A 19,430-nucleotide genomic window follows, 5' to 3' on the forward strand; every position below is an offset into this window, starting at 1 on the left:
CCATGCACATCTTATCCACAGATGCCCCGCCCACTTGCCCACCACGTTGTCCGTTGCTGGCCGTTTCCGCCTTGCTTACAGTGCCAGCCACGCCGGGAGGTGATGGCTCGTGGCGCCCGCATTGACAGGATCACCCGCCTCCACGACGACCCGCCGCCCAGCCCCTCCGATCCCGACACCGCCACTGCTTACGCCCGACCCGCAACCGTCGCCGCCATTCGTGCTTGCGTGCGACGGAGATGTTGCCTTCACTCGCTGAGCTTGCGGATCAGCTTGTCCCAGTCCTCGCGCAGCTTGCCGTCCGCTTCCATCAGGGTGCGGATCTGTCGGCAGGCGTGCAGCACGGTCGTGTGGTCGCGACCGGCGAACGCGTCGCCGATTTCCGGCAGGCTGTGTTCGGTCAGTTCCTTGGCCAAGGCCATCGCCACCTGCCGCGGGCGCGCGAGTGAACGCGTGCGCCGCTTGGACAGCAGGTCCTTGATTTGCAGACCGTAGTAGTCTGCCACGGTCTTCTGGATATTGGGGATGCTGATGGCCTGCTGCTGCGCGCGCAGCAGGTCGCGCAGGGTTTCCTGGGCGAACTCGGTGGTGATGGCGCGGCCGGTGAAGTTGGCGCGTGCGGCCAGGGTGTTGAGCGCGCCTTCCAGGTCGCGCACGTTGCTGCGCATCTTCTTGGCCAGCAGGAACGCCACGTCGTCGGGGATCTGCGCGCCACGCTCATGGGCCTTGGCCAGCACGATCGCCGCACGCGTCTCGAAGTCCGGCGGGTCGATGGCCACGCTCAGGCCCCACGCCAGCCGCGATTTCAGGCGCGGCTCCAGGCCTTCCACCTCGCGCGGATACCGGTCGCAGGTGAGGATGATCTGCTGGCGGCCGTCGAACAGCGCGTTGAAGGTGTGGAAGAACTCTTCCTGCGTGCGGTCCTTGCCGGCGAAGAACTGGATGTCGTCGATCAGCAGCGCGTCGACCTGCTGGAAGCGGCGCTTGAACTGGTCCATCGACTTTTCGATCAACGCCTTGGTCATGGCGCTGAAGAACTGCTCGCTGCGCAGGTACAGCACGCGCGCATTCGGACTCTGCCGGCGCATCTCGTTGCCGGCGGCGAACATCAGGTGGGTCTTGCCCAGGCCGGTGCCGCCGTAGAGCAGCAGGGGGTTATGGGCGCGGTCGCCCGGCTTCTGCGCGGCCTGCCAAGCGGCGGCGCGGCCGAGCTGGTTGCTGCGCCCTTCGACGAAGTTGTCGAATGTGTAGTGCAGGTCCATGTTGCCGGCGAACGGTTCGACCGCCGCTGCCGCGTGGGTGCTGCCCAGAGACGGCATCGCCGCCGGCATGTCCGCCACCCGGCTGCGCGAACCGATTTCCAGCGACACGTCGTCGTGGCCGGCGAAGTAGTCCAGCAGCTCGCGGATGCGGCCCAGATAACGTTCGCGGACCTGTTCCACGATGAAGGCATTGGGTGCGTACAGCACCATGGCGTTGCTGCGCTGCTCGGCCTGCAAGGGCTTCAGCCAGGTGTGTACATCCTCGGCCGGCAGTTCGGCTTCCAGGCGTTCGAGGCAACGGGGCCAGGCATCCATCAGGTGGAACAACTCGCGAGTGGGGGCGGAACAGGCCAGCCCGCGTTGCCGGGGGCAGCGCGGGGCGGAATCCATGGGGTCGGCCAGACTACCACCGGCGCCGGAACCCGCCAACGATCCTGTGCATAAGATGTGGATGAAGGAACGAACGGACGCCGGGACCGCGATCCTGACACGCCACGTCCATCGAAAGCATGAAGGGAGTTGACCGTAAGCCGGCGGTTCCTATAGAATTTCCGGTTCTTTCCACCCGAACACGCACGAGGGCCCCATGGCCACCAAGCGCACTTACCAACCCAGCAACCTCAAGCGCAAGCGCGACCATGGCTTCCGGGCCCGTATGGCCACGGCCGATGGCCGCAAGATCCTGGCCCGTCGCCGCGCCAAGGGCCGCAAGCGCCTGACCGCCTGATGGCTTGGCCGTCGCTCGACGGCCGGCACCCATGCTGTCCCTGCATCAAAAGGAGCCCGCCCGTCCACGAGCGGGCTTCTTGCTGATATGACCACGAGTTTCCCGCGCAGCGCGCGGGTACGCGCCAGCGCCGAATACGCGCGCGTGTTCGAGCAGGCACGCCGCACCTCCGATCCGCTGATGAGCCTGCACTGGTTGCCGGGCGAGGGCGCCGCGCGCCTGGGCCTGGCGGTGTCGCGCAAGGTCGATACGCGGGCCGTCGGCCGCAATCGCATCAAGCGCCAGCTGCGCGAACATTTCCGTCGTCTCCGCGGCGCACTCCCGGGTGGCGACTATGTCGTGGTCGCCCGTCCGCCTGCGGCGAAAGCCGATCCCGGCCAGTTGCGCGCGACCTTCGAGCGCGTGCTGACGCGGGCCGGCGCATTGCCGGCACCGGCAGCGGGCGGCACAATGCCGCCGGGCTTGAATTCCCCCGCGCCGCCTCCCACTCCTTCTTCTCCGACCAAACCGGTTTCCGACGCCGGTTGAGACTGCCTGCCTGATGAACCAGACCCGTGTATTCCTGATCTTCGCCTGGCTGATGGTGGCGACCCTGCTATGGCTGGAATGGAGCAAGGACAAGGCAGCCCCCGCCGTCCCCGCCGTTGCCGCGCACACGACGACCGCGCCCGGCAGCACCGTGCCCGCCGCGATCGCGCCGAGCGCCACGACCTCCGGCACGGTGCCCAGTGCGCCGACCGTCGCCCCCATGCCGGCCGCCAGCGCCACGGGTGCGGCCGCACCTCGGGTCACCGTGAGCACCGATGTGCTGCGCCTGGTGCTGGATGGCGGCAGCGTGCTGGAAGCCGACCTGCTGCACTACCCGCAGAGCAAGACCCCGGGCAGTGGCCCGGTCCGCCTCTTCAGCCAGGAACCGCAGCACTTCTATACCGCCGAAAGCGGCTGGGTGAGCAGCGGATCGAAAGCGCCCGACCACCACGCCTTCGTGCCGGAGAACGGCACCGGTGCGGTGGCCCTGGCCACCGGCGCCGACAGCGTCAGCGTGCCCTTCATCTGGCAGGGTCCGGACGGCGTGACCATCCGCCGTACCTACACCTTCAAGCGCGCCAGCTACGAAATCGACGTGCGCGACCAGGTCATCAATGCCGGCGCCGGTACGTGGCAGGGCACGGTCTACCGGCAGTTGCTGCGCACGCCGCCGGTGGTCAAGAGTGGCATGACCAATCCGGAGTCCTTCAGCTTCAACGGCGCCACCTGGTGGGACGGCAGCTACCAGCGCCGCAAGTTCGACGAGGACTACCTGGAAGACGGCCGCGTCAACGCGCAGGTGAAGGGCGGCTGGATCGCCATCCCGCAGCACCACTTCTTCAGTGCGTGGATCCCGCAGGCGGACGACACCACCACCATCTCGCTCGACAATCCCGACAACGGCACGCGCGCGCTGATCCGCGAAATGGGCCCGGGCGTCAACGTCGGTCCCGGCCAGCAGGCCACCACCACCGCGCGCCTGTGGGTGGGCCCAAAGCTGGTCGACAAGATCCACGCGATCAACGCTCAGGGTATCGACCGTGTGGTCGACTACAGCCAGTTCCTCATCCTTGCCATGCTCGGCCAGGGGCTGTTCTGGGTGCTGAACTTCCTGCACGGCTTCATCGGCAACTGGGGCTGGTCGATCATCGGCCTGGTGATCCTGGTCAAGCTGGCGCTTTATCCCCTGTCCGCCGCGCAGTACAAGAGCTTCGCCAAGATGCGCAAGTTCCAGCCGCGCATCCAGCAGCTGAAGGAGCGCTACGGCGACGACAAGCAGAAGTTCCAGGTCGCCATGATGGAGCTGTACAAGAAAGAGAAGATCAATCCGATGGGCGGCTGCCTGCCGATCCTCGTGCAGATGCCGGTGTTCCTGGCGCTGTACTGGGTGCTGGTGGAAACCGTCGAGCTGCGCCAGGCGCCGTGGTTCGCCTGGATCCAGGACCTGACCGCACGCGACCCGTACTTCATCCTGCCGGTACTCAACATGCTGGTGATGTGGCTGACGCAGAAGCTGACGCCGGCGCCGGGCATGGACCCGATGCAGCAGAAGATGATGCAGTTCATGCCGCTGGTGTTCGGCGTGATGATGGCCTTCTTCCCGTCCGGCCTGGTGCTGTACTGGGTCACCAACGGCGCGCTGGGCCTGCTGCAGCAGTGGTGGATGACCAAGCGCCACGGCGAGTCGGCCACGCCGCCGAAGACCGCCGTCGCCAAGTAATCCGCGCCCGCCGCGACGCCACGAAGCCCGCCCTCCGGCGGGCTTCGTGTTTCCGCTACGCTGAAACCTCATCCGCCGAGTCCGCCGCATGACGCACACCCAGGACACCATCGTCGCCATCGCCACGGCCCCCGGTGCGGGCGGCGTGGGCATCGTGCGCCTGTCGGGGCCGGCGTCGCAGGCGATCGCGAAGAACCTCTGCGCACGCGTGCTGTCGCCGCGCCGCGCCCATCACGTGCGCTTCCGCGACGCCGACGGCAGCACGCTCGACGACGGCATCGCGCTGTCGTTTCCCGGTCCGGCGAGTTTCACCGGCGAGGATGTGGTGGAACTGCAGGCGCACGGCAGTCCCGTGGTGCTGCAGCAACTGGTCGCGCGCGCCTGCGTGCTGGGAGCGCGGATGGCGCGTCCCGGCGAATTCTCCGAACGCGCCTTCCTCAACCACAAGCTCGACCTTGCCCAGGCCGAAGCCATCGCCGACCTGATCGCCGCCGCCGATGCGCGCGCCGCCCGCGCGGCGCGGCGTTCGCTCGACGGTGTGTTCTCCCAACGTGTCGACGACATCGGCCAGTCGCTGCTGGCGTTGCGCGTGCATGTGGAAGCCGCCATCGACTTCGCCGACGAATCCATCGATACCCTGGGCGGTGACCAGGTCCGCGCGCGCCTGGGCAAGGCGCGGCAGCAGCTGGAGGCGCTGATCTCCGACGCCGAACGCGGACGCAAGCTGCGCGACGGCGTGCATGCGGTGATCGTCGGGCCGCCGAACGCCGGCAAGAGTTCGCTGCTCAATGCGCTGGCCGGCAGCGACCGCGCCATCGTCACCGATGTCGCCGGCACCACCCGCGATACGCTGCGCGAGACGATCCGCCTCGACGGACTGGAACTGCACCTGGTGGACACCGCCGGTCTTCGCGACGGCGGCGATGCGATCGAACGCGAAGGCATGCGCCGCGCACGCGCGGAACTCGCGCGCGCCGATGTGGCGCTGGCGGTGATCGATGCGCGCGAACCCGACGCCGGCCGCGCGGCGATCGCCGACAGCATCGACGCTGTCGCCACCGTGCTGTGGATCCACAACAAGGCCGACCTGCTGGCCAGCGTGCCGCCGGATGACGGCGATCGCGTGTTCGTATCCGCTGCGCAGGGCATCGGCCTTGAGCGGCTGCACGTGCGCCTGCGAGCGCTCGCCGGTGGACCGGCCAGCGAGGGTGGCGACGGCGAGTTTTCGGCCCGCGCGCGCCACGTGGAGGCGCTGCTGCGTGCGGCCACCCATGCCGCCGCCGCGGCCGATCAACTGCGGCACGAGCAGCTGGAACTGGCCGCGGAGGAGCTGCGTCTGGCCCACGATGCGCTCGGCGACATCACCGGCCGTGTCAGTGCCGACGCCATGCTGGGCCACATCTTTTCGACGTTCTGCATCGGCAAATGACCGCACCGGGTCGCAGCCCGCCAAAAATGTGACCGCCATCAAGTGTTGCATTCGATGCGCCGACGTACTCTGGCGTCCGGGTAGGGGTACCCGGATGGCTTCGTGCCGTTGCCGGCCCATACGGGCCCGGACGATGGCGGGCCCGCGCTGATTCGCGACCTCCGGCTCTGCGTTCCTGCGCGGGTCGCCGGCCGTGTCGACACCATTAGAAACGTATTGGGGGAGTTGAAACGATGTCCTTGATCCAGACCACCGGGCGCCTGCGCTACGCCGCGCCGCTGCTGCTCATCGTCGCGCTGGCGGCGTGCTCCAAGCAGGACGAGGCCGCCGCACCGGCGGCGACACCGGCCGCCGCGCCCGCCGCACCGCCGCCGCCGGCGGTGTCCGCGCAGGTCCAGGCGATGGACGCCGACACGCTGCGCGAATCCGCCACCAAGGCGCTGCGCGAGAACCGCATCTACGCGCCCGGCGGCGACAACGCCATGGAGTACTACCTGGCCCTGCGCGACAAGCTGCCCAACGACCCGGGCGTGACCAGCGCGCTGACCGACCTGATGCCGTACACGCTGATCGCCGCCGAGCAGAGCATCGCGCGCGAAGAGTTCACCGAAGCGCAGCGCCTGTCGGCGATCATCGAGAAGGCCGATCCGAAGGCGCCCGCACTGCCACGTCTGCAGCAGAGCATCGCCGCGGCCCAGCAGGCGGTCGCCCAGCGTGCCGTCACCGACGAGGCCACCAAGACCAAGGCCGAAGAAGACGCCCGCCTTAGGGAACAGCAGCGCCTGACCCAGCAGGCCGAGCAGCAGCGCGCCAACGAGGCCGCGGCTGCCCAGCAGCTGGCCCAGCAGCAGGAAGCGGCCCGCGCCGAAGCGGCCCGCCAGGAAACCGAGCGCCAGGCCGCGGCCCAGCGCGAAGCCGCCGAGCGCCAGTCGGCGGCGGCCCGTGCCGCGGTTCCCGCCGCCGCGCAGGCGCAATCGTTGCGCGCGGTCAGCACGCCGGCCCCGCGCTACCCGCCGGAAGCGCTGCGTTCGGGCACCAGCGGCGAAGTGCTGGTGGAGATCACCGTGGGCACCGACGGCTCGGTGACCAACGCCCGCGTGGTACGCGCCACGCCGGCGCGCGTGTTCGATCGCGAAGCGCTCAACGCCGTGCGCCGCTGGCGCTTCGAACCGGTCGATGCACCGGTCACCACGCGTCGCACGATCGGCTTCAGCCCGGGCTGATCGACGCCACCTCGGCACCCAGCGAAACGCCGGCCGCGTGCCGGCGTTTTCGTGTGCGCGCTCTTCTCGTCTAACAAAAGACGATCAGCACTGGACGGAAGCAGGGGCGACGCTTACTGTGCCGCCGCCCGCATGACGGGCGAACATCACAACAACACGGAAGGATTCCATGAAGCGATTCACTGTTGCCGGCGCGGTTGCGCTGGCGTGCCTCACCCTCTCCTCCACCGCCGCCGCCACGCAGGCCGGCCAGTGGTACGGACGCCTCGAGATCGGACACAGCGAGCTGGAGCTCGAGGTCGACGACCTGAGCGCCGACGACACCGACACGGCCTACGGCCTGCGCATCGGCCACTACTTCACTCCGAACTTCGCGGTCGAAGGCTTCTATTCAATTCTCGGCGACCGCTCCATCGAGGGCGTTTCGTTCGACGTGGATGCGGTGGGTGCGGGCGTCGTGGGCAAGAAGGCGTTCGGCGCCGACAACACCGGCTTCTTCATCGCCGGACGCGCGGGCGTGCAGAGCGTCAACAGCAAGCTCTCGACCGAAGGTCTTTCGCTGCGCGAGCGTTCCACCAAGCCGTATGTGGGCGTGGGCGTGGGCTACGACTTCGACCACAACAACGGCCTCAGCCTGAACTACGACTACAACAAGGGCGACCTGTTCAACGCCGATGTCACCGCGCAGACGCTGACGCTGGGCTACGAATACCGCTTCTGAGTTCCGCAAGAAGAACGGCCACCGCGAGGTGGCCGTTTCCGTTTCAATGCATCGCCTGCGTCAGCCGGCGATGGCCAGCTTCTCCTGATGGTAGCGGCGTACCGCCGCGTACCACAGCAGCGCCGCCACGCCGAACGCCGCAGCGATGTAGATGCCCCAGGTCTGCGGTCCGATGTACTCGTTGCGGATGACCTTCAGCAGCAACTGGTTCTGCGCCAGGAACGGCACGGCGAACTGCCACGGCTGGCTCTTCAGCGGATTGGCCATCAGCGCGAACGTCGGGATCATGGGGAGCAGCATCAGCCAGGTCATGTGGCTCTGCGCTTCCTTCATGCTCTTGGCCGACGCAGCGAGATAGGTCAGCAGCGACGTGCCGATGAACAGCATCGGCAGCAGGATCAGCAGCATCTTGCCCATCGACAGGAACGACACGTTCAACTGCCGTCCCAGCGTGCCGGCGAACTGCGCGCTGAACTTGAACGCCAGCAGCGTGAGCAGCAGGGTGGTCAGGCCGATCACGCAGGCGGCGGCGATCTTGCCGCTGACCACCGCGCTGCGTGGTGCCGGCGTGGCCAGCAGCGGCTCCAGCGATTGCCGTTCGCGTTCGCCGGCGGTGGCATCGAGGATCAGGTAAGCGCCACCGATGAACGAGGTGAGGATCAGCAGGTAGGGCAGCAGCACCGACAGCAGCATGCCCTGCTTGGCCTCGGGCGTGGCCAGGTCCTGCATGCCGACGTTCACCGGCCGCGCGACCGACGCATCCACGCCGCGCGCGAGCAGGCGGAGGGCGCCGACCTGCTGGCTGTACGCGGAGAGCGCGGCGTTGACGCGCTGGGTGGGGATATCCGCGTCGCGTCGCGTGCTGTCGCGGATGATCTCCACTAGCGCGGGACGACCGTTGCGCCAGTCCTCCGCGTAGTCGGGACTGATGCGCAGTGCCACGTCGATCTCCTGCGTGCGGATCGCAGTGTCGAGGTTGGCCGGTGCCTTGCCGGCGGTGATGCCGTTGGTGGCGAGGAACTTCACCAGGTTGGGCGCGTGTTCCGCACCCACCATCGGAATCTCCAGGGTCTTGTCGACCTGGGTGCGGATGCGGTTCTCGGTCAGGTAGCCCATGCCCAGCATCAGTGCGGGATACAGCAGCGGGCCGAGGAACAGCGCCAGCGCCAGCGTGCGGCGGTCGCGCGAGAGGTCGCGCAGTTCCTTGCGCATCACCGTAAAGACGGTACGGAACATGTTCATGCCAGCAGGCCCTCCTCCGAACCGATCACTTTGACGAACGCATCCTCCAGGTTGTCCTCGCCGGCCTGCGCGCGCAGTTCGTCGGCGGTGCCAGCGGCGACCACCGTGCCCTTGGCGATGATGACGATGCGGTCGCAGAGCGCGGCGACCTCCTGCATGATGTGGCTGGAGAAGATCACGCAGCGTCCCTCGTCGCGCAGCTGGCGCAGGAAGCCGCGCATCGCGCGCGTGGTCATCACGTCCAGGCCGTTGGTGGGCTCGTCGAGGATGACATTGCGCGGGTCGTGCACCAGCGCACGCGCGATCGCGGTCTTGGTGCGCTGGCCCTGGCTGAAGCCCTCGGTCTGGCGGTCGAGAATGTCGCCCATGTCCAGCGCTTCGGACAGCGCCTTCGTGCGCTCGGCGATCTGCTTCGACGACAGCCCGTGCAGCTCGCCGAAGTAGGCGATGTTCTCGCGCGCGGTCAGGCGCTTGTACACGCCGCGGGCGTCGGGCAGCACGCCCAGCGCGCGGCGTACCGTGACGGGATCGCGCGCGGTGTCGATGCCGTCCACCTTCACTTCGCCGCGGTCGGGCGTCATCAGCGTGTACAGCATTCGCATGGTGGTGGTCTTGCCGGCGCCGTTGGGGCCGAGCAGGCCGGTGATCTGGCCGTCGTGGGCGGTGAAGCTGACGCCGTCCACGGCGGTGACCGTGCCGGTCTTGGTCTTGAAGGATTTGTGCAGGTCGTTGGCGATGATCATTCGGTCATGTCCATTGAAGGTGGCGGGCGCACAAGGCGCGGCTCACGGCTCCCAGCCGTTGAAGCTGGTGAAGGGCGGCACGTAGTCCAGGCTGTCCAGGCAGGTGGCGTCCAAGTCCTTGGCATTCGCCGTTTCCAGGAAACGTCCCAGCAGCTTGGGCATGCAGCCGACGGCGAACGTGCCGTGGCCCTGGCCCTTCAGCGTCAGATGGCGGCCGTTCGACAACGTGCGCAGCACCTGCTCGCCGTAGCGCGGCGGGGTGACCGGGTCCAGTTCGCCGGAGGTGATCAGCGTGGGAATGTCGGACGTCCAGGCGGTGTGGAAGTCGGCCGGCCGCTTGCCCGTGGGCCATGCCGTGCACTGCGTCTTCAGCGTGTCGCCCAGCAGGCTGCCCAGCACGGTATCGGCGTCGGCCGGGTCGGCCTTCAGCAGGTCCGCATCTTCGGCGCAGATCACCGACAGCTGCATGCCGTGCATGAACTGGTCGCCGACCTGGCTTTCCAGCAGTTTCGACAGCGACATCAGCGAGCCGTAGCGGCCCTGCTGCGCCTCGTTCAACACCAGCGGCAGCAGAGCGGCGCCCTGCGGGTAGTACGAGTACATGCGGGTGATGCCGGCGACGGTGCCGGCGGTGACCTCGCCGGTGACCAGTTCGCCGGTCGACGGATCGCGATACTCGGTGCTCACCGGTGTGGCCGCGAGCCGCGTCATCAACGTACGCAACTGGCCGCGCAGGTCGTCGCCGAAACGGTCCTTGCAGGTCGGCGTGGCCTGGCAGCGCTGGAACTGCAGCGCCAGTGCCGCGTCCAGGTTGCGTGCGTGTTCGCTGCCCAGCACCAGGTCGTTCGGCACCACGCCGTCGATCACCACGCTGCGCGTGCTGTCGGGGTGGCGCATGGCGTACTGCTGCGCCACGCGCGTGCCGTAGGAGCCGCCGACCAGGTTGATCCTGGCCGCGCCCAGCGCCTTGCGCACGCTGTCCAGGTCGCGCACAGCGTCGGTGGTGGTGTAGAAGCGCGGATCGGCCTGCAGCGATGCCGCGCAGGCGCGGGCGAAGGCGATGGCCGCCGCGTCGCTCAGGTCGTCCGGATCGGTGTAGGCGTTGCGACCCTCGCCGTCCTTGCAGGCCAGCGGATTGGACTTGCCGGTGCCGCGCTGGTCGACCAGCACGATGTGCCGCGACTTGCGCACATCGCGGAAGGCGGCGTCGATGGCCGGCCACACCTGCACCGCCGACTGTCCGGGGCCGCCGGCGAGGAAGAACACCGGATCGTCCGTCGCCGCGCCTTCGTTGGTCGCGGGCAGCCACGCGATGTTCAACGCCACCTTGCGGCCTTCCGGCTTGGCCGGGTCCTCGGCCACCTCGTAGGTCGCGCATTGCGCTTCCACCGTGGTGGTCAGGTAGGGCGCGGTCAGGGTGCAGGGCTTGAAGGCGATGTCGCCGTAGTGGCGCACGGCCTGCTGGTCGGGGCCGGCAGCGCTGCCGCTGCAGCCGGCCAGCAGCGCGCCAGCCAAGGCGAGGGCGAGTGATCGATGAAGAAGTGCCATGTATCAGTTCCGTTGGAGGCGGGTCCCAGCATGCCATGACGCTGCGGCGGGACGGATGTGACCAACGGACGGGACGGGCGGGCGTCGGCCCTATTTGCTGCTGACGTACTTCTCGCGCCGTATCTGCGGGATCGGCAGGCCGTGTCCCTTCAGCGCCTCGAAGCAGGCATCGACCATGTCCGGATTGCCGCACAGGTAGGCGATGTCGCGCGCGGCGTCGGGTGCGAACTCGGCCAGGTGCTGCTGCACGTAGCCCTGGCGCACGTCGGCATGCGGCTCGGCCGGCAGCTCGCGCGACAGGCAGGGCACGTAGCGGAAACCGGGGTGCGCGTCGGCGAAGGCGCGGAAGTCGTCGCCGTACAGCAGCTCGGCCGGCGTGCGCGCGCCCTGCAACAGCACGACCTCCACGCCACGTTCGGCCATCAGCGCTTCCAGCTGCGGCAGCATCGAGCGGTAGGGCGTCACGCCGGTACCGGTGGCGATCAGCAGATAGCGCGCATTGTGGTCGCCGGGCATCAGGCAGAAGCGGCCGAACGGTCCGCTGGCCTCGACGTGACCGCCCTCCGGCAGGCCCTCGAACAGCGCGGTCGCCGCGCCACCGGGCACGTAGCTGACCGCGATCTCCACCGCTTCGCCCGGGCCGATCGCATGGTCATGGATGGTCGCCAGCGAATAGCTGCGCTTGGTGGCGGTGCCGTCGGCGTAGTGGAAATGCACCTGGATGAACTGGCCGGGGATGAAATCCAGCGGCAGCCCGTCGTCGCGGACGAAGCTGTAGTGGCCCACGCTGGGCGCCAGCATGCGGCGTCCGACGAGCTTCAACGGGAAATGCGCGATCGCCAAGGCGGCTGGAACACTGTGTGGCCCGGGGCGGCCCCGGCGGGACGCCTATAATAAGCGCTCGCATCCCCCCAGGCGCCGTCGCCGCGCCACAAGGTATCCCATGGCCTCCACGACAACGGCTCCCGCGGCAGTTCCCGCGCTGGCCATCACCGACCTGCGCAAGGTCTACGACACCGGCGTGCAGGCCCTCAAGGGCGTGTCGCTGCAGGTCGAGCCCGGCGATTTCTTCGCCCTGCTCGGGCCCAACGGCGCCGGCAAGTCCACGCTGATCGGCGTGGTCAGTTCGCTGGTCAACAAGAGCAGCGGCCAGGTCGGCGTGTTCGGCGTGGACATCGATCGCGACCGCGACGGCGCCATGCGCCTGCTGGGCCTGGTGCCGCAGGAAATCAACTTCAACATGTTCGAGAAGCCGCTGGACATCTGCGTGAACTACGCCGGCTTCTACGGTATCCCGCGCGCCGAGGCGCTGGTGCGTGCCGAGGAGGAACTCAAGCGCGCGCAGCTGTGGGAGAAGGCCCACGTCATGAGCCGCACGCTGTCCGGCGGCATGAAGCGCCGGCTGATGATCGCCCGCGCCATGATGACCCGGCCCAGGCTGCTGATCCTCGACGAACCCACCGCCGGCGTCGACATCGAGATCCGCCGCGGCATGTGGAAGACGCTGAAGGACATCAACGAGGCCGGCACCACCATCATCCTGACCACGCACTACCTGGAAGAGGCCGAGAGCCTCTGCCGCAACCTCGCCATCATCGACCGCGGCGTCATCGTCGAGCAGGGACCGATGCGCGCCCTGCTGGCCAAGCTGGACGTGGAGGGCTTCCTGTTCGACATCGACGGCGAACTGCCGGCGCAACTGCCGGTGATCGAAGGCACCACGCTGTCCGCCACCGACAGCCACACCCTGGACCTGGACATGCCGCGCGCGATGGACCTCAACCGTGTCTTCACCGCGCTGGGCGACGCCGGCATCCGCGTGCGCTCCATGCGCACCAAGAGCAACCGGCTGGAGGAGCTGTTCGTGCGCCTGACCGGCGACGAAGCCGCCGCCAAGCGGGAGCAGGCCGCATGAGCGCCACCGAGATGCCGCCAGCCGCCGACAGCACGCCGTTCCGCAAGAACCTGGTGGCGCTGGGCACCATCGTCCGCCGCGAAGTGAACCGCATCCTGCGCATCTGGGGCCAGACCCTGGTGCCGCCGGCCATCACCATGACGCTGTACTTCCTGATCTTCGGCGGCCTGATCGGCAGCCGCATCGGCGACATGGGCGGCTACAGCTACATGGAGTTCATCGTGCCGGGCCTGGTGATGATGAGCATCATCCAGAACAGCTACGGCAACATCAGCTCCAGTTTCTTCGGCGCCAAGTTCGGACGCCACGTGGAGGAACTGCTGGTCAGCCCGATGCCGAACTGGGTGATCCTGCTCGGCTACGTCGCCGGTGCGGTGCTGCGCGGCCTGATGGTCGGTGCCATCGTGCTGATCATCGCGATGTTCTTCACGAAGGTGCGGGTGCCGCATCCGCTGGTCACCATCACTACCGTGCTGCTGGGCGCGACGATCTTCTCCCTGGCCGGGTTCGTCAACGCGGCGTATGCGAAGAAGTTCGACGACATCGCCATCGTGCCGACCTTCATCCTCACCCCGCTGACTTACCTGGGCGGCGTGTTCTACTCGGTCAAGCTGCTGCCGCCCTGGGCCGAAGCGCTGACCCACGCCAACCCGATCTTCTACATGGTCAACGCGTTCCGCTACGGCCTGCTCGGCACCAGCGACGTGCCCCTGTGGATCGCCTACGCGCTGATGCTGGCGTTCGTGGTCGGCCTGGCCGCGCTCGGCCTGTGGTTGCTGAAGAAGGGCGTGGGGCTGCGCAGCTGATGCGGTTGCTCGTGCTGGGCGCCGGCGGGACCGGCGGTTATTTCGGGGGTCGGCTCGCACAGGCGGGCATCGACGTGAGTTTCCTGGTGCGGCCTGCACGCGCAGCGCTGTTGCGCGAGCGCGGTCTGCGCATCCGCAGCCCGCTGGGCGATGCCGACGTGCCCGTGCAGGTGCTGACGGCGGACGCGTTGGCGGAGGCCGCGCCGTTCGACCTGGTGCTGCTCAGCTGCAAGGCCTACGACCTGGACAGCGCGATGGACGCCATCGCGCCCGCGGTCGATGCAGGCGCCCGCGTGCTGCCGCTGCTCAACGGCCTGCGGCATTACGCAGCACTGGATGCGCATTTCGGCTTCGGGCGCGTCCTGGGCGGCCTGTGCTTCATCAGCGCAACGCTGGGCGACGATGGCGAGGTCCTGCATCTGGGCAAGCCGGCATCGATGACGTTCGGCGAACGCGCAGGCCAGGCGCCGGACAGCCGCCTGCAGGCGCTCGCCGCCGCGTGCGCGCAGGCCGGCATCGACCACGCGCACACGCCGGACATCGCCCAGGCGCAGTGGGCGAAGTACAGCTTCCTCACCGCGCTGGCTGCCGGCACATGCGTGATGCGTGCGCCGATCGGCACCATCGTGGCGGGCGAGGGCGGCGTGGATTTCATGGCGGCGTTGCATGAGGAATGCCTGGCCGTAGCGGCCGCGTGCGGCCAGCCGGTGCCGGCGTCTGCGCAAGCGACCGCACGCGAGACCCTGACCGCCGCCGGCTCGCCGATGAAAGCCTCCATGCTGCGCGACCTGGAAGCCGGGCAACGCGTCGAAGCCGCGCACATCGTCGGCGACATGGTCCATCGCGCCGGCCTGTACGGCATCGCCGCTCCCCGCCTGCACACCGCATGGGTGCACCTGCAGGCCTACGAGCGACTGCGCACCTCATGATGCCTCCCGCGCCTCCGCCGTGGCTGCGGCGGCTGGTCGTGCTGGGCATGGGCTACACCGGGACCCGTCTGGTCGAGCGCCTGCGCGTGCACGGCGTGGAGTGCATCGGCACGTCGCGCACGGCGGAGGCGGGCGACGCGACGCGGCTCCGCTTCACCGCCGACGCGCTACTCAATCCGCCATTGCACACGGCGCTTGCGCAGGCGGATGCGATCCTGGGCTCCGTTCCGCCGGATGCGGAAGGCGATCCCGCGCTGCGTACCGTCGCCGATGCGCTGGCTCGGCTATCTCTCTTCCACGGGCGTCTACGCGGACCGCCAAGGGGGCGTGGTGGACGCGGCGTCCCCCGCGGACGGAATCGACCCGACCGCCGCGGCGCGACGCCGGGCGGAGGCGCAGTGGCACGCGCTGGCCCAGCATCGCGGCATCGCCTGCGGCGTGTTCCGGTTGGCGGGCATCTACGGGCCGGGCCGCAACCTGCTGCGACAGCTGGCCGAAGGCACGGCGCGCCACGTGGTGAGGCCGGGCCTGGTGTTCAACCGCATCCACGTCGACGATGCCTGCGATGCGGTGGTCGCTTCGCTGCATCGGACGCGCGCCTCCGATGCGATCTACCTGGTGGCCGACACGCAGCCGGCGCCTCCGCAGGAGGTGCTGGGCCACGCTGCAGCCGTCAGTGGTCTGCCGCTGCCACCCGCTGAAGCGTATGACCCTGCGCATGCGTCACCGGCGCAACGGCGCTTCTACGGCAGCTGCAAGCGCATCGACGCATGCGCGACCTATGAGGCCCTGCACTGGCAGCCCCGTTATCCGGACTACCGCCAAGGGCTGGAAGCGCTCTGGCAGGCCGGCGAAGGTCGCAGCCGCAGCGCCTGACTCAGCCACGTGCCGTCTCCGGCAACCGGAAGAACGCCCGTGCCGTCGCCGTCGTCGTGGCAGCGGTTAGTTCGATGTCCTCGCCACGGTCGCGCGCCAGCTCGGCGACGATGTGGGCGAGATACATCGGTTCGTTGCGACGGTGCGAGGGTTGCGGCTTCACCGTGCGCGGCAGCAGGTAGGGCGCATCGGTCTCGATCATCAGCCGGTCGGCCGGGATGTTCTTCACCAGCTCGCGCAGGTGCAGGCCGCGGCGCTCGTCGCACAGCCAGCCGGTGATGCCGATATGCCAGTCCTGGTCCAGGCAGTCGAACAGCTCCTTCCGGGTGCCGGTGAAGCAGTGCACCACCGCCGGACCGAGCTTGCCGTCGAAGTTCTTCATCATCGCGACGAAGTCGTCGTGCGCGTCGCGCTGGTGAAGGAACAGCGGCTTGCCGGTGTCGACGGCGATCTGCAACTGGCGCTCGAACGCCTTGCGCTGGGCCGGGCGCGGCGAAAAATCGCGGAAGTAATCCAGCCCGCATTCGCCTACCGCCACCACCTCCGGGTGTGCATGCAGGGCACGCATCTCGGCATCGCATTCGTCCGTGTACTCGCTGGCGTGGTGCGGATGCACGCCGGCGGTGGCGAACAGCTCGCCCGGATGCGCCTGCGCCAGGCGCAGCGCGGTCGGCGAATGCTCGCGGCTGGCGCCGGTAACCACCTGCTGCACCACGCCGGCCTGGCGCGCACGCTGCAGCACCGCGTTGCGGTCGTGGTCGAAGCTCTCGTGGGTGAGGTTGGCGCCGATGTCGATGAGGTCCATGGCGGGTATTTTAGTCGGTGGAAGCGATGCGTTGTGGTTGTGGGAGCGACGTAAGTCGCGATAGGCCCCCCGGTAAAAGCCATCGCGACTTACGTCGCTCCCACAGAACAGCCTCAGTGATTCGGGCGGGAAAGCCTTATCCTCTCCGCCGCATGCCGTCGCCCACCTTCCCCATCACGCCGCTGCTGCCGGACATCCTCCGCAGCCTGTCCGAGCACCCGCGCCTGGTGCTGGAAGCGCCGCCCGGCGCGGGCAAGACCACGCAGGTGCCGCTGGCGCTGCTGGATGAGCCGTGGTTGCAGGGTCGCAAGATCGTGATGCTGGAACCGCGGCGCGTGGCCGCGCGCGCCGCCGCCGGTTTCATGGCGAAGCAGCACGGCGAAGCGGTGGGCGGCACGGTCGGCTACCGCATCCGCTTCGAGAACAAGGTCGGTCCCGATACGCGGATCGAAGTGGTCACCGAAGGCATCCTGACGCGCATGATCCAGGACGATCCTATGCTGGAAGACATCGGCGCGATCCTGTTCGACGAATTCCACGAGCGCCACCTCGCCGGCGACCTCGGCCTCGCGCTGGCGCTCGACGTCCAGGCGCAGCTGCGCGAAGACCTGCGCCTGGTGGTGATGTCGGCCACGCTCGATGGCGAGAAGCTGGCGCGCTTCCTGGATGCGCCACGGTTGAGCAGCGAAGGTCGTGGCTTTCCGGTGGACGTGGCGCACTTCGCGGCCCGTCGCGATGAGTCGCTCGAAAGCCAGGTGCGCCGCGCCGTCGAACAGGCGGTCCAGTCGCATCCCGGCGACGTGCTGGTGTTCCTCCCTGGCCAGCGCGAGATCGCGCGGGTGCAGACGATGCTGAGCCCCTCTCCCGCCGGGAGAGGCATTGGGGAGAGGGCCAACGAGGGCAATGAGGTTTCCGGCAACGCAGCTGCGCGCCCCCCACGCCCTGAGCCTGTCGAAGGGCGCGCCGGGCCCCTTCTCCCGAGGGGAGAAGGGAAAGACGATGTCATCGTGCTGGCGCTGCACGGTGAACTGCCGGTCGAGAAGCAGTCCGAAGCCCTGCAGCCCGATCCGCAAGGCCGGCGTCGTGTCGTGCTGGCGACCAACGTGGCCGAGTCGTCGGTGACCTTGCCCGGCGTGCGCGTGGTGATCGACAGCGGCTTGGCGCGCGAGCCGTCGTACGATCCCAACAGCGGCTTCTCGCGGCTGGAGGTCACCACCATCTCGCAGGCGTCCGCCGACCAGCGCGCGGGGCGTGCCGGCCGCGTCGCCGAGGGATGGGCGTACCGCTTGTGGCCGCAATCGCAGCGGCTGGATCCGCAGCGACGCCCGGAGATCGCGCTGGTCGAACTGGGCGCGCTGGCGCTGGAACTGGCGGCGTGGGGCAGCGAGGCGCTGCGCTTCGTCGATGCGCCACCGCCCGGCGCGATGAATGCCGCGCGCGACCTGCTGCGCCGGCTGGGCGCTTTGACCTCGTCGAACGCGATCACGCCGCTGGGCAAGCGCATGCTGGCGTTGGGCACGCATCCGCGGCTGGCGGCGATGCTGTTGTCGGCGGGCGGGGGTGAGGATCGCCCGCTGGCGTGCGACCTCGCCGCGCTGGTCGAAGCGCGCGATCCGCTGCGCATGGGCGGCGATGCACTGGCCGCGCGCTGGCGTGCACTGGCCGCGTTCCGCACCGGGCGCGCACCGGGCGACGCCAACCGTTCCGGCTTGGCGGCCATCGACGCCGCGGCGAAGCAATGGCGTCGCCGCCTGCGCGAGAACGCGTCGCCGCCGTCGTCGGTCGAAGCCCACTGCCTGGGCGATGTGCTGATGCATGCCTTCCCCGACCGGATCGGCTTCCGGCATCCGCAGGACGCGCGGCGCTATCTGCTGGCGAACGGGCGCAGTGCGCGGCTTTTCGATGACAGCGCGCTGGTCGGCGAACCGTGGATCGTGGTCAGCGAGTTGCGCCATGAGAACCGCGATGCCCTGGTGCAGCGTGGCGCGCCGGTGGACGAGCAGCGTCTGCGTCGCGATTTCGCCGACCGCTTCGTCACCGAAGACACGGTGCGCTGGGATGCCGCGCGTCGCGCGCTGGCTGCGCAGCGGGAATCGCGCTTCGACCAGATCGTGTTCGATGCCCGCCCCGCCGGCCGCGTCGATCCCGCGCTCGCCGCCGCTGCGTTGACCGACGCGGTCCGTGATCTCGGCCTGGACGCGCTGTCGTGGCCGGAGTCGCTGCAGCAGTGGCGCGAACGCGTGCGCTGCCTGCGCGAGTGGATGCCGGACCTCGGCCTGCCCGACCTGTCTGACGACGCACTGATGGCCACGCTGGACGACTGGCTGACGCCTGCGTTCGCGGGCAAGACGCGGCTCGATGCGCTGGGCGAGGACGAGCTGGCGCATGCGCTGAAGTCCGGCATGGACTGGTCGCTGCGGCAGCGCATCGACCAGCTCGCGCCCGTGCGCATCACCGTGCCGTCCGGGATGGAGCGCCGCATCGAATACACGTACGGTCAGCCACCCGTACTGGCGGTGAAGCTGCAGGAGCTGTTCGGCCTGGCCGACACCCCGCGCGTGGCCAACGGCCGCGTGCCGCTGCTGCTGCACCTGCTGTCGCCCGGCGGCAAACCGCTGCAGGTCACCGCCGACCTGCGCAACTTCTGGAACGCCACCTACGCCGAGGTGAAGAAGGAGATGAAGGGGCGGTACCCGAAGCATCCGTGGCCGGACGACCCGTGGAGTGCACAGGCGACGCATCGGGCCAAGCCGCGCGGTACGTAGCGTGCGCTGTGCGCAAGACCGCATGACGCCGTCCCGCGCGTCCATCGGCAGGTCGCCCGGATCCACATCGCGCGGTCGTGCGCATGGCGCACGCTACGTCTCCGTTCAGGCGGCGGCGGCCGAACTAACGCCACGTAAACATCCACGGCCGGACACTGACTTCCTACCCATCTCCAACCAGGGAAGATTCC

General features: G+C 68.8%; 17 protein-coding genes. 11 read left to right on the plus strand and 6 right to left on the minus strand.

Going from position 1 to position 19,430, the window contains the following annotated elements:
* Window positions 1–248: 248 nt before the first annotated feature.
* Window positions 249–1,577, minus strand: coding sequence for a chromosomal replication initiator protein DnaA (gene dnaA / locus ASD77_RS06010; protein WP_055938758.1), 1,329 nt, complete (start codon window positions 1,575–1,577; stop codon window positions 249–251).
* 271 nt (window positions 1,578–1,848) lie between these two features.
* Here dnaA and rpmH point away from each other — a divergent pair, with 271 nt between their 5' ends.
* From rpmH to ASD77_RS06040, 6 genes are all read left to right on the plus strand, one after another.
* Window positions 1,849–1,989 (plus strand): 50S ribosomal protein L34, encoded by a 141-nt coding sequence (gene rpmH / locus ASD77_RS06015; protein ID WP_027083663.1) that lies wholly within the window; start codon window positions 1,849–1,851, stop codon window positions 1,987–1,989.
* Between the two features lie 87 nt (window positions 1,990–2,076).
* Window positions 2,077–2,517, plus strand: coding sequence for a ribonuclease P protein component (rnpA, locus tag ASD77_RS06020; protein ID WP_055938767.1), 441 nt, complete (start codon window positions 2,077–2,079; stop codon window positions 2,515–2,517).
* A 13-nt stretch (window positions 2,518–2,530) separates the two neighbouring features.
* The gene (gene yidC / locus ASD77_RS06025; RefSeq protein WP_055938772.1) at window positions 2,531–4,237 is read left to right on the plus strand and encodes a membrane protein insertase YidC; all 1,707 of its coding nucleotides are present in this window, start codon (window positions 2,531–2,533) and stop codon (window positions 4,235–4,237) included.
* A gap of 88 nt (window positions 4,238–4,325) precedes the next feature.
* Window positions 4,326–5,666, plus strand: coding sequence for a tRNA uridine-5-carboxymethylaminomethyl(34) synthesis GTPase MnmE (mnmE, locus tag ASD77_RS06030; RefSeq protein WP_055938775.1), 1,341 nt, complete (start codon window positions 4,326–4,328; stop codon window positions 5,664–5,666).
* A 233-nt stretch (window positions 5,667–5,899) separates the two neighbouring features.
* Window positions 5,900–6,889, plus strand: coding sequence for an energy transducer TonB (locus ASD77_RS06035; protein ID WP_055938779.1), 990 nt, complete (start codon window positions 5,900–5,902; stop codon window positions 6,887–6,889).
* Between the two features lie 169 nt (window positions 6,890–7,058).
* A complete protein-coding gene (locus ASD77_RS06040; RefSeq protein WP_055938784.1) occupies window positions 7,059–7,610 on the plus strand; it encodes a porin family protein in 552 nt (183 codons plus the stop codon).
* 60 nt (window positions 7,611–7,670) lie between these two features.
* Here the strand turns inward: ASD77_RS06040 and ASD77_RS06045 are convergent, their stop codons facing one another.
* From ASD77_RS06045 to ASD77_RS06060, 4 genes are all read right to left on the minus strand, one after another.
* Window positions 7,671–8,852: an ABC transporter permease gene (locus ASD77_RS06045; protein WP_055938787.1), complete on the minus strand. Its 1,182-nt coding sequence runs from the start codon at window positions 8,850–8,852 to the stop codon at window positions 7,671–7,673.
* Window positions 8,849–9,595, minus strand: a complete 747-nt coding sequence (locus ASD77_RS06050; RefSeq protein ID WP_055938791.1) for an ATP-binding cassette domain-containing protein — start codon at window positions 9,593–9,595, stop codon at window positions 8,849–8,851. The genes ASD77_RS06045 and ASD77_RS06050 overlap by 4 nt, the downstream gene beginning before the upstream one ends.
* A gap of 42 nt (window positions 9,596–9,637) precedes the next feature.
* Complete coding sequence (locus ASD77_RS06055; RefSeq protein ID WP_055938794.1) at window positions 9,638–11,143, minus strand: alpha/beta hydrolase; 1,506 nt, start codon at window positions 11,141–11,143, stop codon at window positions 9,638–9,640.
* A gap of 90 nt (window positions 11,144–11,233) precedes the next feature.
* A complete protein-coding gene (locus tag ASD77_RS06060) occupies window positions 11,234–11,986 on the minus strand; it encodes a ferredoxin--NADP reductase (protein WP_156383490.1) in 753 nt (250 codons plus the stop codon).
* A 100-nt stretch (window positions 11,987–12,086) separates the two neighbouring features.
* On the opposite strand from ASD77_RS06060, the gene ASD77_RS06065 reads away from it, so the two are divergent.
* From ASD77_RS06065 to ASD77_RS06080, 4 genes are all read left to right on the plus strand, one after another.
* Entirely contained in the window at window positions 12,087–13,058 is a 972-nt protein-coding gene (locus ASD77_RS06065) for an ABC transporter ATP-binding protein (protein ID WP_055938798.1), read from the plus strand.
* Window positions 13,055–13,864 carry an ABC transporter permease gene (locus ASD77_RS06070; RefSeq protein WP_055938801.1) on the plus strand — a complete coding sequence of 270 codons (810 nt, stop codon included), beginning with the start codon at window positions 13,055–13,057 and terminating at the stop codon, window positions 13,862–13,864. Before ASD77_RS06065 ends, ASD77_RS06070 begins: the two co-directional genes overlap by 4 nt.
* The gene (gene panE / locus ASD77_RS06075; RefSeq protein ID WP_055938804.1) at window positions 13,864–14,793 is read left to right on the plus strand and encodes a 2-dehydropantoate 2-reductase; all 930 of its coding nucleotides are present in this window, start codon (window positions 13,864–13,866) and stop codon (window positions 14,791–14,793) included. Before ASD77_RS06070 ends, panE begins: the two co-directional genes overlap by 1 nt.
* 234 nt (window positions 14,794–15,027) lie before the next feature.
* Window positions 15,028–15,669, plus strand: coding sequence for an epimerase (locus tag ASD77_RS06080; protein WP_327194183.1), 642 nt, complete (start codon window positions 15,028–15,030; stop codon window positions 15,667–15,669).
* A 1-nt stretch (window position 15,670) separates the two neighbouring features.
* Here ASD77_RS06080 and ASD77_RS06085 read toward each other — a convergent pair whose 3' ends face one another.
* On the minus strand, window positions 15,671–16,474 hold the full coding sequence (locus ASD77_RS06085) for a TatD family hydrolase (RefSeq protein WP_055938807.1): 804 nt from the start codon (window positions 16,472–16,474) through the stop codon (window positions 15,671–15,673).
* Window positions 16,475–16,626: 152 nt separating this feature from the next.
* Here ASD77_RS06085 and hrpB point away from each other — a divergent pair, with 152 nt between their 5' ends.
* Window positions 16,627–19,239, plus strand: coding sequence for an ATP-dependent helicase HrpB (hrpB, locus tag ASD77_RS06090; RefSeq protein ID WP_055938810.1), 2,613 nt, complete (start codon window positions 16,627–16,629; stop codon window positions 19,237–19,239).
* The last annotated feature ends 191 nt before the right edge of the window (window positions 19,240–19,430 follow it).

Source organism: Pseudoxanthomonas sp. Root65, assembly GCF_001427635.1.
Taxonomy (GTDB): Bacteria; Pseudomonadota; Gammaproteobacteria; order Xanthomonadales; family Xanthomonadaceae; genus Pseudoxanthomonas_A.